Origin of the sequence: Mesorhizobium sp. M1078 (assembly GCF_040318615.1) — a bacterium.
Lineage (GTDB): Bacteria > Pseudomonadota > Alphaproteobacteria > Rhizobiales > Rhizobiaceae > Mesorhizobium.
Genome location: NZ_JAMYMP010000006.1, coordinates 138,138 through 153,603, shown reverse-complemented (window position 1 = coordinate 153,603; position 15,466 = coordinate 138,138). Strand labels below are relative to the sequence as shown.

Annotated in this window: 14 protein-coding genes; 8 read left to right on the top strand and 6 right to left on the bottom strand. The window is 62.9% G+C overall.

The window, feature by feature from the left end:
• Nucleotides 1-730: 730 nt before the first annotated feature.
• Nucleotides 731-2,104 carry a glutamate--tRNA ligase gene (gene gltX / locus NKH38_RS11215; RefSeq protein WP_352760061.1) on the top strand — a complete coding sequence of 458 codons (1,374 nt, stop codon included), beginning with the start codon at nt 731-733 and terminating at the stop codon, nt 2,102-2,104.
• Here the strand turns inward: gltX and NKH38_RS11210 are convergent.
• Entirely contained in the window at nt 2,022-3,218 is a 1,197-nt protein-coding gene (locus tag NKH38_RS11210; protein WP_352760058.1) for a DUF2865 domain-containing protein, read from the bottom strand. The two genes, gltX and NKH38_RS11210, sit on opposite strands and share 83 nt — an antisense overlap.
• A 203-nt stretch (nt 3,219-3,421) precedes the next feature.
• On the opposite strand from NKH38_RS11210, the gene NKH38_RS11205 reads away from it, so the two are divergent.
• Nucleotides 3,422-4,057: a DUF1287 domain-containing protein gene (locus NKH38_RS11205; protein ID WP_352760055.1), complete on the top strand. Its 636-nt coding sequence runs from the start codon at nt 3,422-3,424 to the stop codon at nt 4,055-4,057.
• Here the strand turns inward: NKH38_RS11205 and NKH38_RS11200 are convergent.
• Both NKH38_RS11200 and NKH38_RS11195 read right to left on the bottom strand, forming a co-directional pair.
• The gene (locus tag NKH38_RS11200) at nt 4,050-6,374 is read right to left on the bottom strand and encodes an NADP-dependent malic enzyme (protein WP_023731202.1); all 2,325 of its coding nucleotides are present in this window, start codon (nt 6,372-6,374) and stop codon (nt 4,050-4,052) included. The two genes, NKH38_RS11205 and NKH38_RS11200, sit on opposite strands and share 8 nt — an antisense overlap.
• Before the next feature lie 159 nt (nt 6,375-6,533).
• A complete protein-coding gene (locus tag NKH38_RS11195) occupies nt 6,534-7,313 on the bottom strand; it encodes an SDR family oxidoreductase (RefSeq protein WP_352760052.1) in 780 nt (259 codons plus the stop codon).
• A 120-nt stretch (nt 7,314-7,433) separates the two neighbouring features.
• On the opposite strand from NKH38_RS11195, the gene NKH38_RS11190 reads away from it, so the two are divergent.
• Nucleotides 7,434-8,249 carry a UDP-2,3-diacylglucosamine diphosphatase gene (locus NKH38_RS11190; RefSeq protein ID WP_023829929.1) on the top strand — a complete coding sequence of 272 codons (816 nt, stop codon included), beginning with the start codon at nt 7,434-7,436 and terminating at the stop codon, nt 8,247-8,249.
• Nucleotides 8,250-8,353: 104 nt separating this feature from the next.
• Entirely contained in the window at nt 8,354-9,568 is a 1,215-nt protein-coding gene (locus NKH38_RS11185) for an MFS transporter (protein WP_352760049.1), read from the top strand.
• On the opposite strand, the gene dgcA is transcribed toward NKH38_RS11185, so the two are convergent.
• Nucleotides 9,539-10,522 carry an N-acetyl-D-Glu racemase DgcA gene (dgcA, locus tag NKH38_RS11180; RefSeq protein ID WP_352760046.1) on the bottom strand — a complete coding sequence of 328 codons (984 nt, stop codon included), beginning with the start codon at nt 10,520-10,522 and terminating at the stop codon, nt 9,539-9,541. The two genes, NKH38_RS11185 and dgcA, sit on opposite strands and share 30 nt — an antisense overlap.
• Nucleotides 10,523-10,599: 77 nt before the next feature.
• Between dgcA and NKH38_RS11175 the strand changes: the two genes are divergently transcribed.
• Genes NKH38_RS11175 through NKH38_RS11160 form a run of 4 tightly spaced genes read left to right on the top strand, consistent with a single transcriptional unit; the run spans nt 10,600 to nt 14,674 of the window.
• Entirely contained in the window at nt 10,600-11,787 is a 1,188-nt protein-coding gene (locus NKH38_RS11175) for an MlaE family ABC transporter permease (protein ID WP_023694174.1), read from the top strand.
• A 1-nt stretch (nt 11,788) separates the two neighbouring features.
• Complete coding sequence (locus tag NKH38_RS11170; protein ID WP_023694175.1) at nt 11,789-12,607, top strand: ABC transporter ATP-binding protein; 819 nt, start codon at nt 11,789-11,791, stop codon at nt 12,605-12,607.
• A 14-nt stretch (nt 12,608-12,621) separates the two neighbouring features.
• Nucleotides 12,622-13,995 (top strand): MlaD family protein, encoded by a 1,374-nt coding sequence (locus NKH38_RS11165; protein ID WP_352760043.1) that lies wholly within the window; start codon nt 12,622-12,624, stop codon nt 13,993-13,995.
• 37 nt (nt 13,996-14,032) lie between these two features.
• The gene (locus NKH38_RS11160) at nt 14,033-14,674 is read left to right on the top strand and encodes an ABC-type transport auxiliary lipoprotein family protein (protein ID WP_502896585.1); all 642 of its coding nucleotides are present in this window, start codon (nt 14,033-14,035) and stop codon (nt 14,672-14,674) included.
• Nucleotides 14,675-14,708: 34 nt separating this feature from the next.
• Here the strand turns inward: NKH38_RS11160 and NKH38_RS11155 are convergent, their stop codons facing one another.
• Together NKH38_RS11155 and NKH38_RS11150 are read right to left on the bottom strand one after the other, a co-directional pair.
• The gene (locus NKH38_RS11155) at nt 14,709-15,080 is read right to left on the bottom strand and encodes an RNA ligase family protein (protein ID WP_352760243.1); all 372 of its coding nucleotides are present in this window, start codon (nt 15,078-15,080) and stop codon (nt 14,709-14,711) included.
• Between the two features lie 24 nt (nt 15,081-15,104).
• Nucleotides 15,105-15,461: a hypothetical protein gene (locus tag NKH38_RS11150; RefSeq protein ID WP_352760037.1), complete on the bottom strand. Its 357-nt coding sequence runs from the start codon at nt 15,459-15,461 to the stop codon at nt 15,105-15,107.
• Between the last annotated feature and the right edge of the window lie 5 nt (nt 15,462-15,466).

Sequence of the window (15,466 nt, the reverse complement as noted above, 5' to 3'; positions counted from 1 at the left end):
GGTCCGGTCCCTTTTGTCTATATATAGCGCTTTTCCCCGGGGATTTCTGCCCCCAATGCGAAACGCGCATGTCCGCCGTCTGCCGGCGTTCGAAAACACCGGCTCTCCTTGTGGCAGTCTTCGTCGCCTTGCTGGTCGAGCTTCTTACGAAGCCGCTGTTCCAACTCTGCGCCGAACCCTGCGGGTCCCTCAAAACTGAATTTTTCCTCGATTCCCTCGACCGAGGGAAATTCACACTATCTAGCGTCGAACCTGCCTGCAAACACTAAATATAGTGTTAACAGACAATTTATTCCAGTCCGACAAATCTCCCTTTTCGCTCCCGAAGCCCCCACGATCCAACGCTTCCGCCAGCCTCGTAAACAGGCGGAAATCATGGCCAAAACGCACAAAGTCCGGGAAAAATGACCGGGCTCGAAACTCTCCGGTCGCGCCCTCAACAAGAGCACATGGCACATAAAAGGCGACTCGGTTTGCGTCGTCAAGGATTCGTTTGCGTAGCTTTTGTGACCCCAACATCTTGTGTGTCACATATGTGGATAACGGGGACAAAAAGCGGCTGAGGAAAGCCCGATTCTGCCGGCGTGGACCGCTGGTGAGCGGTTCACCCGAGACAGGCCCGGCCGGATTCTGGCTCACAGCCTTTTCATTTTAGCTGGCGTGCATTATGTCTTTGGCTCGCGCGGGGGCGCGTCTTGTCAATTCCAAGAGCATCCGTTACGCCCCGCCCATGACAGTTACCGTCCGTTTTGCCCCCTCACCAACCGGCCGCATTCATATCGGCAATGCCCGCACCGCCTTGTTCAACTGGCTGTTTGCCATGAACAACAAGGGCCGTTTCATCCAGCGCTTCGACGACACAGACATTGCCCGCTCGAGGCAGGAATTTTCCGACGCCATCCTCTACGACCTGCACTGGCTGGGGATTTTTCCCGACGCCACCGAATACCAGTCGCGGCGCTTCGAAACTTACGACGCGGCGGTGGAGCGGCTGCAGAGAGCCGGCGTTGTCTATCCCTGCTACGAGACCCCCGAAGAACTCGACCTGCGCCGCAAGGTGCGCCGCACGCGCGGCCTGCCGCCGGTCTATGGCCGCGAGGCGCTGGCGCTTTCGCAGCAGCAGATCGCCGAATACCTCTCCGATGGCCGCCGGCCGCACTGGCGCTTTCTGCTGCCGAATTTCACCAGCGATCCGCTGCAGCCCGAGCGCACCGAAGTGCACTGGAACGATCTGGTGCGCGGCGAGGAAACCGTCGATCTGGCCTCACTGTCCGATCCGGTGCTGCGGCGCGAGGACGGCACTTATCTCTACACGCTGCCTTCGGTCGTCGACGACATCGAGATGGGCGTCAGCCATGTCATCCGCGGCGACGACCACGTCACCAACACCGGCGTGCAGATCGCGTTGTTCAAGGCGCTAGGCGCCGAGCCGCCTGTCTTCGGCCACCACAATCTCTTGACCACGGCCTCGGGCGAGGGCCTGTCGAAGCGCAGCGGTGCGCTGTCGATCGAGAGCTTGCGCGAGGAGGGCATCGAGCCAATGGCGGTTGCCTCGCTGGCCGTCCTTGTCGGCACCTCGGAAAATGTCGCGGCGGTGCATGACATGCCGGCACTGGCCGCGCGCTTCGATCCCGCCGCCACGTCGAAATCGGCGGCCAAATTCGACCCGGACGAGCTGTTCGTGCTCAATCGTGCGCTCATGCACCACATGCCTTTTCCCGAGGCGCGGGACCGGCTGATCGTGCTCGGCATCTCCGGCGACAAGGCCGAGCCGTTCTGGCTGGCGGTGCGCGGCAATCTCGACCGGCTGAGCGACGCGGTCGGCTGGTGGCGTATCCTTGCCGACGGCCCGCAGCCGGCGCCGGAATTTTCCGACGAGGATCGCGACTTCCTGCAGCAGGCCTTCGACCTGCTGCCGGAAGAGCCGTGGACCGGCACGGTCTGGAAAGACTGGACGGCCAGGATCAGGGAAGCCAGCGGCCGCAAGGGCAAGGCGCTGTTCATGCCGCTCAGGTTGGCCCTTACCGGACTTGCTTCCGGGCCGGAGCTTGCAGATTTATTGCCGCTGCTGGGTCGGGAAGGAACGCTGGCCCGACGACCCTGACCTTGCGCTGGTCCGGCGGGATCAGCGACACCGGCGACACCACCGGCTTGACGGCAAGGCGCTTGATGGCGGCGCGGTCGAGCCCGCCTTGTACGTTCGCCAGCGTCTCCGGATCCGCGCCCGGATCGGGTTTGGCCGCCGGCACCGGAATGAATGGCGTTGTCTCGGTATCAGGCTGCGATTGCTCGGGCGGTGGCGGGTTGCCGCCGATGATCTCGAAATTTCCGGCCTGCGCATTGCAGCCACAAGCCAGCGGCCGCGACATGTTGGGCTGTTTGTAGAGATAGGCGGTCGGCAACTCGCTGTAGGGCCTGCCGGTCACCGACGACGTCATGTTGGCCGAATCGTCTTCCATGCCGCGCGAATAGAACACCTGCATTTCGGTGCCGGGGCAGCTCGATTCGCAATTCTTCTGGTCGCGCTCGAAATCGCCGAGCGAAGCCGAGTTCGACATCGGGAAGAAATAGCCGTCGCAGGTGCGCACGCAGCTCGTATGGAACTCGCCGCCAACCGTCGGGAAATCCGGCACGCCGGGCTGGTTGAGGACGCGGCGCACATTGTGCTCCTCGCCGGGATCATCGGGCTGATCGAGCGTGTCGATCTGCCGGTTGCCGCCGAAAAGCTGGTCGAACAGATTGCCGTCGTCGGGTTCGCGGCTGGCTTCCTGCAGCGGCTCCCGGCGCGGCGCGGGCTCGTCACGGCAGCCATTGGCGTCGAGCGCGGCCAGGATGCGGCCGCGGTCGCGCCGCGAGCCGCCGCCGGCAAGCTGCGCGCGCTTGGCTTGCAACGCATCGAGATTGGCGTTCATGCGATCGATGCTGCTGTTCAGCGCAGCACATTGGCTGACATTGCGCGAAAACAGCGAAAACCCGCAATTCGCATCGCTCGCACGACCGCGCACCTTTGATAGCTGTTCGAACTGGCGGGAGATGGCCTTGTCATACTTCCGCACCATGCTGGAATTGCCGCCGCCATTCGATGAAGAAGCAAGCTCGGCTTCCAGTTGACGGCAAACGCGGGAGGCGGCCTGCGGTTCAGTGGTGGCGACGGCCGAAAGCACAAGCGCTCCGAGCAGCGCAGCCAGGTGCTTCAGCCTCCATCGTCCGCCCGTCATTGCCCGAACCCCGCTTGCCTGCCTGTCTACCGGATTCGCCGTTAACCGTTCCCTCAATCTACAACCAAAGATGGTCTTAGCCCATAGACGCGTTGCAGGAGGCGTTTGGATAGGGCGGCAACTGTGCGATCTCACCGCTGCATGAAAAAGGCGCAATCGCCCCGGAATTATCCCACGATCCAGCAATGCCCCGGGGAGCTGGCATGATCGCGATTACCCGTCGAACCGCGCTGCAGTTCGGTCTGTTGTGCCTGGCGGCGCCCGCCGTCCGGGCGCAGGAAAATCCAGCCGCTCCGGACTGGCGCAGCAAATTGGTCGAAGCCGGGCGTGAGCAGATCGGCGTCACCACCTTCTACGACCCGGCCTATGTCCGCCTCGGCTATCCCGGCGGCGACGTCGCGCCGGATAGGGGCGTGTGCACGGATGTCATCGTGCGCGCCTATCGCCGCGCCTTCAATCTCGACCTGCAGAAATTGGTGCATGAGGATATGGCCGCCAATTTCGCCGCCTATCCCAAGACCTGGGGTCTGAAAGCGACCGACCGCAACATCGATCACCGACGGGTCGGCAACCTTGCCGCCTTTTTCGGGCGCAAGGGTGCTTCCTTGGCCGTAAGCGAGGATCCTGCCGACTTTCAGCCGGGCGATCTTGTCACCCAGATGCTGCCCGGCAACCTGCCGCACATCGTCATCGTCTCATCCGAACGCTCGGCGGACGTGCCGGGAAGGCCGCTGGTCATCCACAATATATCGGGTCGGGCGCCCGCGAGGAGGACACGCTGTTCGCCTTCAAGCAGACCGGGCATTACCGTTTCGTGCCTGCCTGACGGCGTCAGTTGAAATGAACCACCGCCTGTGCCTTGTGCGCCGCCTCGACCACCGCAAGCGCCGTCATGTTGACGACGCCGCGCGAGGTCACCGACGGCGTCAAAATATGCGCCGGCTTGTCGGTGCCAAGCAGGATCGGCCCGACATGCAGCGCGTCCATCATCGTGCGCAGCGCGGTCAGCGTGATGTTGGCGGAGTCGAGGTTGGGGAACACCAGGAGATTGGCTTCGCCCTTCAGCCGCGAATGCGGATAGACGCGCTGGCGCAGATGCTCCGACAGGGCTGAATCGGCATGCATCTCGCCGTCGCATTGCAGGTCGGGCGCAACGCGCGCCAGGATCGCCGCCGCCTGCCGCATCTTCAGCGCGCTGGGGGAATCGCGCGAGCCGAAATCCGAATGCGACAGCAGCGCTGCCTTCGGCTCGATGCCGAACCGCTGGATTTCCTCCGCCGCCAGAATGGTCATTTCGGCGATCTCCTCGGCCGTCGGGTCGACCGAGACATGGGTGTCGGTGAGGAAGATGATGCCGCGTTGCGAGATCAGCATCGACAGCGTCGACAGGTCGCGGTCCTTGACGCCTGCGCGTGGTCCGATGACCAGCGTCACATTGCGCAGATGCCGCTCGAAACGGCCCTCGAGGCCGCAGATCATGGCGTCGGCATCGCCGCGCTTCAGCGCCAGCGCGGCAATCACCGTATTGTCGGTGCGCACCATCGTGCGCGCGGCCTCCGTCGTCACGCCGCGCCGGCCGGCAAGCTCGATCAACAGGTCGACATAATGGCGGTAGCGCGGATCGTCTTCCGGGTTGATCAGGCCGAAATCGACGCCCGGCTTGATACGCAGGCCGTAGCGCTTCAGCCTGACCTCGATGACATGCGGGCGGCCGATCAGGATCGGCTCGGCAATGCCTTCCTCCAGCACCACCTGGGCTGCGCGCAGCACGCGCTCGTCCTCGCCGTCGGCATAGATGACGCGCTTGGCGGTCGACGCCTTGGCCGACGAAAACACCGGCTTCATCACCAGGCCGGAGCGGAAGACGAAGCGGTTGAGCTGGTCGATATAGGCGGCGAAGTCGGTGATCGGCCGGGTCGCGACGCCGGTGTCGCAGGCAGCCTTGGCCACCGCCGGCGCGATGCGCAGGATCAGGCGGGGATCGAAGGGCGAGGGGATAAGGAAGTCGGGTCCGAAGATCGGCGTCTCGCCGGAATAGGCGCGGGCGGCGACGTCGGATGGTTCTTCGCGGGCAAGCGCGGCGATCGCCCGGACCGCGGCCATCTTCATCTCCTCGTTGATGGCGCTGGCGCCGCAATCCAGCGCACCGCGGAAGATGTAAGGAAAACAAAGCACGTTGTTGACCTGATTGGGGAAATCGGAACGGCCGGTGCAGATCATCGCGTCGGGACGAGCGGCGCGCGCGACCTCCGGCATGATCTCGGGATTGGGGTTGGCCAGCGCCAGGATCAACGGCTTAGGCGCCATATGATCAAGCAATTCCGGCTTCAGCACGCCGGCGGCCGACAGGCCGAGAAAAACGTCGGCGCCAAGGATCACATCGGCCAGCGTGCGCGCCTCGGTGTCCTTCACATATGGGTCTTTCCAGCGATCCATCTCGTCGGTGCGGCCCTTGTAGGCGACGCCGAAGCGGTCGGTGACCCAGATATTCTCTACCTTGGCGCCAAGCGAGACCAACAGGTTGAGGCAGGCGAGCGCTGCCGCACCGGCGCCTGAGGTGACGATCTTGATGTCGGAAATGGTCTTGCCGGCGAATTCCAGCCCGTTGAGCACCGCGGCGGCGACGATGATGGCGGTGCCATGCTGGTCGTCATGGAAGACGGGAATGCCCATGCGGGCCTTCAACTGCGCCTCGACCTCGAAGCATTCGGGCGCCTTGATGTCCTCGAGATTGATGCCGCCGAATGTCGGTTCCAGCGCCGAGATCGTCTCGACCATGCGCTCTATGCCCGGCGCGTCGATCTCGATGTCGAAGACGTCGATGCCGGCGAATTTCTTGAACAGCACCGCCTTGCCTTCCATCACCGGCTTGGAGGCGAGCGGGCCGATATTGCCGAGGCCGAGAACGGCCGAGCCGTTGGAGACGACGCCGACCAGATTGGCGCGCGCCGTGTAGTCGGCGGCGGTCGCCGGATTGTCGCGGATTTCGAGGCAGGGGGCGGCAACACCAGGCGAATAGGCCAGCGCCAGATCGCGCTGGTTGCCGAGCGGCTTGGTCGCCTGGATCTCGAGCTTTCCCGGCCTTGGATGCTTATGGAAGTAGAGGGCGGCTTCGTCGAGGTCCGAACGTGCCGTTTTCTTGTTCTCGCCTTCCATGCGGCCGCTCCCTCAAACCTGCTTTGCAGCCTTTTAGCACGCAAAAATGGTTTTTCGCGACGCCAAATAACGCAAGGGCGGCTAAAACAACCGGGGCCGGAAATATCGAACTATTTCAAATAATTGCGCTGAAATCCTGCCGATTATCCATCGAGCCCTTTAGAACGCGCTGACATAGAGGCCGCCATCGACCGGGATGTTCTGACCGGTGAGATAGCCGGCATGGACCGAGCACAGAAAGGCGCAGATCTGGCCGAACTCTTCCGGCGTGCCGAGCCGCTTGGCCGGAACGTCGGCGCTGATGCGGGTCTTGCGCGCTGCGGCCGCTGCCGGGTCTTCCATCGTGCCGGCCTCATGCGGGCCGCGCAGCCGGTCGGTGTCGAGCTTGCCCGGCAGCAGGCTGTTGATGGTGACGTTGCGGTCGATCACCGTGCGCGCCACGCCGGCCAGGAACGAAGTCAGCCCGGCGCGCGCGCCGGACGACAGATCGAGGCCGGGGATCGGGACGTAGACCGACAGCGAGGTGATGTTGACGATGCGGCCGAAGCCGCGCTTGGCCATGCCGTCGATCACGGCCTGCACCAGTTCGATCGGCGTCACCATGTTCTGCGTCACGCCCTCGAGAATCTTTGCGCGGTCGAGCTCGCGGAAATCGCGCAAGGGCGGGCCGCCATTGTTGTTGACCAGGATATCCGGGTCGGGGCAGGCGGCAAGGAGCGCGTGCTGCACGTCGGGTTTCGAGACGTCGCCGACGATCTCGGTCACCTTCACGCCGTAGCGTTCGCGCAGTTCGGCTGCGGTTTTTGCCAGCAGCTCGGCATTGCGGCCGTTGACGACGAGATCGCAGCCGGCCTCGGCCAGCGCCATGGCGCAGCCGCGGCCCAGCCCTTTGCTCGATGCGCAGACGATGGCATTCTTGCCCTTGATGCCGAGATCCATGACGATTTTCTCCTGTGAATGGCGCGGCACGCTAGCCCTTTGGCTGGCCCAATCGCAACCGTCATACGGTTGTTGCATGAATCGGGGCATAGCCTGCGCGAAAGCAACGGTGACGATCTGATGTCCGGTACAGAAACCCGCACTTTCCGCAGCATGTTCATATCCGACCTGCATCTCGGATCGAAGGCGGCCAAGGCCGAGTTCCTGATCGATTTCCTGCGGTATCACGACGCCGATATCATCTACCTCGTCGGTGACATCGTCGACGGCTGGCGTCTGCGGCGCAGCTGGCACTGGCCGCAGAGCCACAATGACGTCGTCCAGAAACTGCTGCGCAAGGCGCGCAAGGGCACCTCGATCACCTATATCGCCGGTAATCACGACGAATTCGCGCGCCAGTTCCAAGGCGTGCATTTCGGCGGCATCGTCGTTGCCGACCGCGCCATCCACGAAACCGCCGATGGCAGGCGCCTGCTGGTCATCCATGGCGACCAATTCGACACCGTCGTCCACAATGCGCGCTGGCTGGCCTATCTCGGCGACTACGCCTATGACGCCGCGATGATGGTCAACCGTGTGGTGACGAAGCTCCGCCATTTGCTGGGTCTCCCTTACTGGTCGTTCTCGTCCTGGGCTAAGGTCAAGGTCAAGAAGGCGGTCAACTTCATCGGCTCGTTCCAGACCGTGCTGACCGAGGAGGCCCGCCGCTCGCATGTCGACGGCGTCATCTGCGGCCACATCCATCACGCCGCGATCGAGACTTATGAGAATGTGCAGTACATCAACACCGGCGACTGGGTGGAGAGCTGCACGGCGGTGGTCGAACATTTCGATGGCAAGATGGAGATCATCCACTGGGCGCTGGTGCTGCCCGAAGCACCGGACGAGCCGTTCATCCCCTTGCTGATCGAAGACAGGGTCGTCGAAGCGGCATAACCCTCCTGTTAATCGACTGGTCCAGGCAGTTTCGGACCGCTTTCGCGCATGTTAAGGGATCGATCTGCGTTGCAGCCCTTTGTGCAGCGTAATTGGATCGATTCATGTCGCTGCCGCCGCTCTCGCCCAAACAACTCGTCAAGCCGCGCCATTTCGAACTGCGCATGAGCCTGATCTTCGCGACATTATTCATGTCCCTGGGAACGCATGTGCCTTATTTCCCGCTGTGGCTGCATGCCCAGGGTTTCCACGCCGAGCAGATCGCCATCATCCTGGCGGCGCCGATGTTCCTGCGCGTGGTGACGACGCCGCTGCTGACCGCGCTGGCCGACCGGGCGAAGGACAGGGCCGATGTCTATATTGCGCTGGTGGCCGCGACGATGGTGCTTTCCGCCGGCTATTTCCTCACTCCCACCTATGCGGCGGTGCTTGCCGTATCGCTGGCGCTGACGGTGGTGTGGACGCCGCATTCGCCGATCGCCGATTCGCTCGCGCTGTCGGGTGTGCGCCGCTTTGGCTCGAACTACACCGCGATGCGCAAATGGGGCTCGATATCCTATCTCTGCGCCAATGTCGCAGGCGGCTTTATCCTGGCCTGGACGAGCCCGCAGGCCGTGCCGGTAATCATCTTTGCGGCATTGTCTGCCGCGCTCGTCGCCGGATTGCTGGCGCCGCGGCTTGGCCGCCCGCGCCGCGCTTCGCCGCTATCTGCCGCCGACATCCAGCATCAGGCGCCGAGCCTTCTCAATCCGTATTTCCTCTATTTCACCCTCGGCGTCGGCATCATCACCGCCAGCCATGCCTTCCTCTACGGCTTTGTCTCCATCTACTGGAAATCGGTCGGCATCAGCGATTCCGTCGTTGGCCTGCTGTGGGCCTGGGGCGTGGTGGCCGAGGTCTGCATGTTCGTGTTTTTCGACCGTATTTTTGCCTCCGTCTCAGTCGTCGGGGTGATGTTGATCGCCGGCGTCGGCTCCATCGTGCGCTGGATCGCCTTTCCGCTGATCTGGCCACTCGGGCTTGGCGTCGCCGGCTTCTTCGGCGTCCAGACCCTGCATTCGGTGTCGGTGGCGATGGTGTTGATCGGCCTGCAGAAGATGATCGGCGAAACGGTTTCGGAAGAACGCACGGGTGCGGCGCAAGGCATTGCCTATTTCTTCAACGGCTTCTTCATGGCGGCGGTGACGCTGGCGTCCGGCCCGCTTTATGAGCGCTACGGCGTCGACGGCTTCCTGGCGATGATCCCGATCGCCATCATCGGCCTGGCGCTGATCGGGCTCGCCGCGCGTTCAGCCCCACAGCATCCTGTCAGGCGGTGACACCAGCGACCCGTGGTACACGAGGCCGGGCTGGCGGTCGCGGGCAAGCAGCAGCGGACCGTCGAGGTCGACGAAGTCGGCGCCTTGCGCCAAAAGCACTGCCGGCGCCATCGCCAGCGACGTGCCGACCATGCAGCCGACCATCACGCCGAATCCCAGCTCCCGGGCGCGGTCGCGAAGGGTAAGGGCGGCGGTCAGGCCGCCGGATTTGTCGAGCTTGATGTTGACGGCGTCATAGAGGCCGACAAGCGCTTCGAGGTCCTTCGCCTCGTGGAGGCTTTCGTCTGCGCAGATCGGCACCGGATGCGCGATGTGGCGCAGGATGGCATCATGGCCAGCGGGAAGCGGCTGTTCGATCAGGGCTATCCCATGTTCGGCGGCGAAAGCGAGATTCTCGATGATGTTGGCATCGGTCCAGCCTTCATTGGCGTCGAGGATGATGCGGCTGTCGGGCGCCGCTTCGGTCACGGCGCGGATGCGGGCCAAGTCGTTGTCGCCGCCGATCTTGACCTTGAGCAGCGGCCGTCCGGCATTGGCGCGGGCTTGCGCCGCCATCGCCTCCGGCTCGCCCAGCGACAGCGTGTAGGCCGTCACCAGCGCCGACAAGGGCACAGCGTGGATGGCGTCTGCGACCGCAACGCCGCTGATCTTCGCCTCCAGGTCCCACAAGGCGCAATCGATGGCGTTGCGGGCAGCACCCGCCGGCATCGCATCGAGCAGGTCCTTGCGGCTGATGCCGCCTTCTATCTGCCGGCGCATGGCCTCGGTGGCGTCGCGCACCCCCTCCATGGTCTCGCCATAGCGCTTGTAGGGGACGCATTCGCCCCATCCGCGATTGTCCCCATCGCTGATCGTGCAGGTAATGACTTCGGCTTCGGTCTTCGACCCGCGCGAGATGGTGAAGGTGCCGGCAATGGGAAAACGCTCGGCCTCAACCGAAATGACACGCGCCATAATTTTCTGCTCCGGCTATGCGACAACGCGTCGTCGGCAAATCGACAGGTACGACCCGTCAGGCTAAACAGGACGCCATGTTGACCATCGGCAAACGCGACGCAAGCGGCAACGCCGCCAAGGAGGCCGACCACCAGCCCCGCGTTGCGGTCGGCGAGGAGGGCGGCGTCCTCGGCTGCGCTTTCTCCGGCATCTGGACGACGACGACAGTGGCGCTGATCGACGCCGAGATGCGCAAGATCGAGCAGCGCAAAGGCTACCAGACGCTCGCTTTGGATCTTTCCCACATCGAGAAGATGGACACCGCCGGCGCCTGGCTGATCGATCGCCTGGTCAGTGTCTTCGAAAAGAAGGGTGTCGAGATCAAGATGCAGGGGCAAAGCGATGTCGCCTCGATCCTGCTCGGCGCCGTTGGCGAAGCTGTCCGGCGCGAGCCCGAATCGCGCGGCGTCCGGCGCCCCAACATCATCCTCCGCGGGCTGGAGGCGGTCGGCCGCCGCATCTATGAGATGCGCGACGATTTCCTCGCCTCGATGAACATCCTCGGCGCCACCATCGGCGGCGCCCAGATGAAGCTCGGGCGCGGCCATGCCATCAATCCGGCGGCGATCTTCAACCAGATCGATCGCATGGGGGTCGGCGCCATCCCCGTGGTGGTGCTGATGTCGGCGATCGTCGGCGCCATCGTCGCCCAGCAGGGCGCCTACCAGCTCAATTATTTCGGCGCCAACATTTTCGTTGTCGATCTGGTCGGCGTGCTGATCCTGCGCGAACTCGGCGTGCTGATGACCGCCATCATGATCGCCGGCCGCTCCGGCAGCGCCATCACCGCCGAGATCGGCTCGATGAAGATGCGCGAGGAGGTCGACGCGCTGAAGGTCATCGGCCTCAACCCGATCGGCGTGCTGGTGTTTCCGCGCCTGGTGGCGCTGGTGATCGCGCTGCCCTGTCTCACCATCGTCGCCAATTTTGCCGCTCTTGGCGGCGGCATCCTAGCCGCCTGGCTTTATTCCGGTATTGCGCCGACGGCCTTCATCGACCGGCTGCGCGGCGCGATCGATATCAGCACCATCTTCGCCGGGCTGATCAAGGCGCCGTTCATGGCCATGATCATCGGCACCATTGCTTCCGTAGAAGGCATGAAGGTCGGCGGCAGCGCCGAATCGCTGGGTCTGCACGTCACCGCCTCGGTTGTGAAATCGATCTTCGTTGTCATCATCCTCGATGGCCTTTTTGCCATCTTCTACGCATCGATCGAGTTCTGACATGATGCGCAGAAACTCAAAGGCGACCAAGGCTATGCAGGGAACGGGCGAAAGCGATATCGTGCTGTCGGTGCGCGATATCACCGTTGCCCTGGACGACAAGCTGATCCTCGACAAACTGGCGCTCGACATCAAGCGCGGCGAAATCCTCGGTTTCGTCGGCGCCTCGGGCGCCGGCAAATCGGTGCTGCTGCGCACGATTCTCGGCCTGCTGCACAAGCAGTCCGGCACGATCAAGCTGTTTGGTCTCGACCTCGAAAAGGCCAGCGACATCGAGCGGTTGCGCATCGACATGCGCCTTGGCGTGCTTTTCCAGCACGGCGCCCTGTTTTCGGCGTTGACCGTGCAGGAAAACGTGCAGGTGCCGATGCGCGAATATCTCGATCTGCCGAAGAAACTGATGGACGAGCTGGCCTTGCTCAAGATCGAACTGGTCGGCCTGCCGCCGGACGCCGCGCAAAAATTTCCCTCGGAGCTTTCGGGCGGCATGATCAAGCGCGCCGCCCTGGCGCGGGCGCTGGCGCTCGACCCCGACATCGTCTTCCTCGACGAGCCGACGTCCGGCCTCGACCCGATCAGCGCGTCCGAATTCGACGAATTGGTGGTGAAGTTGCGCGATACGATGGATCTGACGGTCTATATGGTGACGCACGATCTCGACACGCTGTTTACCGCTTGCGACCGCGTAGCGGTGCTCGGCAACAAGAAAATCCTGGTCGAAGGCACGATCGACGACATGCTGAAAAGCGAAGAACCGTGGGTCAAATCCTATTTCCGCGGAAAACGCGCTCGGCAACTTGATCTTGCCGCGCGCGCATAGACATAAGTGGGGCAATGGAAACCAGAGCCAACTACGTAATTGTCGGCATTTTCACCCTGGCTGCGATCCTGGCGGCGTTCGGGTTCGTCTATTGGACCGCCCAGATCGGTGATCGCGGCGAGACGGCGGAGCTGCGCGTGCGCATTCAGGGTTCGGCCTCCGGCCTCGGCCCCGGCAGTCTGGTGCTGTTCAACGGCGTCAAGGTCGGGGTGGTCAAGCGCGTCTATTTCGACCGCAATGACCCCAATGCCGCCATTGCTACGACCGAGATCGACCAGACAACGCCGCTCACCAAATCGACGCAGGCCGATATCGGCATCGCCAGCCTTGCCGGCCAGGTCAACATCGAATTGAAGGGCGCCGATCCCAAGGAACCGAACCTGCTGGAAGAGGCGGCAAAGGAAGGCAGGACGGCCGAGATCATCGCCAATCCGTCAGCGGTCACCAACCTGCTGCAGACGGCGCAGAACATCTTCACCCGCGCCGACAAGGTGCTTTCCGACGTAGAAGGTTTCACCAGGGATGTGCGCGGGCCGCTGACCCAGACCGTCAAGAACGCCCAGACATTTTCCGATGCGCTGGCCAGGAATGCCGACGGCATCGACAAGTTCCTGACCGCCGTCAGCGCGCTGTCTGATGAGCTGAAGGGTGTTTCCGGCAAGCTCGACGGCACGCTGAAGGCTGCCGAAGGCCTGCTCAATGCCGTCGACAAGGACAAGATCAAGAGCATCGTCGCCAATGTGGACGCCGTCACCGCCAATCTGAAGGAGACCAGCGGACAGCTCGACGGAGTGATCAAGAACGTCGATACCGCGGTCGGCTCGGTCAACGATTTCGCCACGCGCACGCAAGGCACGCTGGCAAAGGTCGACAATGTGCTCGACGGCATCGATCCGGCGCAGGTGCGCGTGGCGCTCGCCAACATTCAGAAGGCCAGCGAAAATGCCAACAAGGCCGCCGCCGACATCGCCAAGGTGACCGACAAGTTCGCCGACCGGGCCGACGACATCGACGAGACGATCAAGGACGCCAAACAGCTTGCGTCGCGCCTCAACGATGCCTCGGTGCGCGTCGACGGCATCCTGAAAAGGGTCGATACGCTGCTCGGTTCGGGCCAAGCCGACGGCGTCATGGCCGATGCCAGGGACACGCTGAAGTCGTTCAAGCAGGTCGCCGACACGCTGAACGCCCGGCTTGGCACGATCACCGACAACATCGCGCGCTTCTCGGGCCAGGGCCTGTCGAATGTCGAGGCGCTGGTCCAGGACAGCCGGCGTTCGATCAGTCGCATCGAAGAGGCGGTGACCGATCTCAGCCGCAACCCGCAGCGCATCCTGTCGGGCGGCGACGGCGAGGTCCGGCAGTTCGATGGCAGGGCACGGCGTTGACTTCCGTGCCCGCCCGCAGCAATTACATGGACCGCGGATGCGGATTCATCATACGATCCGGGGACAGTGGGGATCACGCGTGACGTTCGGGTTGGGTGGGTATAAATCGGCGGCCGTTTTGCTTGGCCTGACGCTGGCTGGTTGCGCGGCATTGGGAGGCAAGCCGGCGCCACTCGATACGTTCGAGCTGTCCGCCCCGTCGATCGACGCCCATGGCCACAGCCGCCGCCAGATCCTGATCGCCCAGCCATCCGCGCTCAAGGCGCTGGACAGCCAGAACATCGTCATCAAGCCGTCAGATCGCTCGATCCAGTATCTCAAGGGCGCGCAATGGGCCGACCGGCTGCCGCTGATCGTGCAGGCGAGGCTCGCCGAATCCTTCCAGCGCTCCGGCAGCTTTGCCGGCGTCGGCAAGCCGGGCGAGGGGCTGGCGATCGACTACCAGGTGATCGTCGAGATCCGCTCCTTCGAAGTCCGCGTCAATGGCGGCGAGCATGCCGAGGTCAATCTCTTCGTACGCATCCTGAACGACCGCAACGGCGAGGTGCGCGCCTCCAAAAGCTTTACCGCATCCGCTCCCGTCTCCGGCAGCGGCAATCCGGCCTATGTCAACGCGCTCGACAGCGCCTTCGGCGAGGCGGCGAAGGATATCGTGGGCTGGACGGACTCGGTGATCTGAGCGAACCCGGCGAGGCGCTTGAGACCCAGGAACCTTAGCCGCCTGCCAGACGGTTGGTGACCAGTTCTGCCTTCATCCAGTGGGTTTCACTCTGGACATGTCCTGCCCGTACATATTTGCCCATGCGAATGGGCATGTCTGCCTCAGCAAATGCTTCGGCAACCCTAGCCACAAAGCCTTCTTGCTTGGCCTTATCCAGGGACGCAGCCAGATTATCGAAGAGGTTGGGGCTGAAAGGCCCACGATAGAGCGTGGGAACAGGAGTGATGCCCAGTTCCTCAAACCGGGCCAGGGTCAAATCCCACGGTTGAATCTCGGTCCCGATGATCCATGCAAAGCCAAGAAAAAATGACGGCAGCGCATCATACGCAACCGAATGTCGGGCATAGAGGTTCTCGCCGACAATCCGTTCATCGTCAGCAAGTTGCGGTTAAACATTTGCTGCAAATGCCTTCAGCCAGTCTCGGGATGGATGATAACGGCTATCGGGACTGCGCGCGTGAGAGCCATCGCGATGAAGGGTTGTGTTCTCTCCATCCATCTTCTCGGTGACCACAAGATCAGCCACCCTTAGTCCTTCAAGCGACGCCATGACCTTGTCGTCGCTGGTGGCTCCGACCGATATCGGCAGATGAAAGGTGCGACCGTATTTCCTCATGCTGGAGGCATAGCTTGCAGCCCATCGCGCCAGCAAGGGCGGCCTGAGTTCTTTGCGCTCGTCATCGTTCGATCCATGACAAACGAAAAAGGCGGGAAATTTCCCGCCTTTTTCATTTTGATGCAGCAATCGTA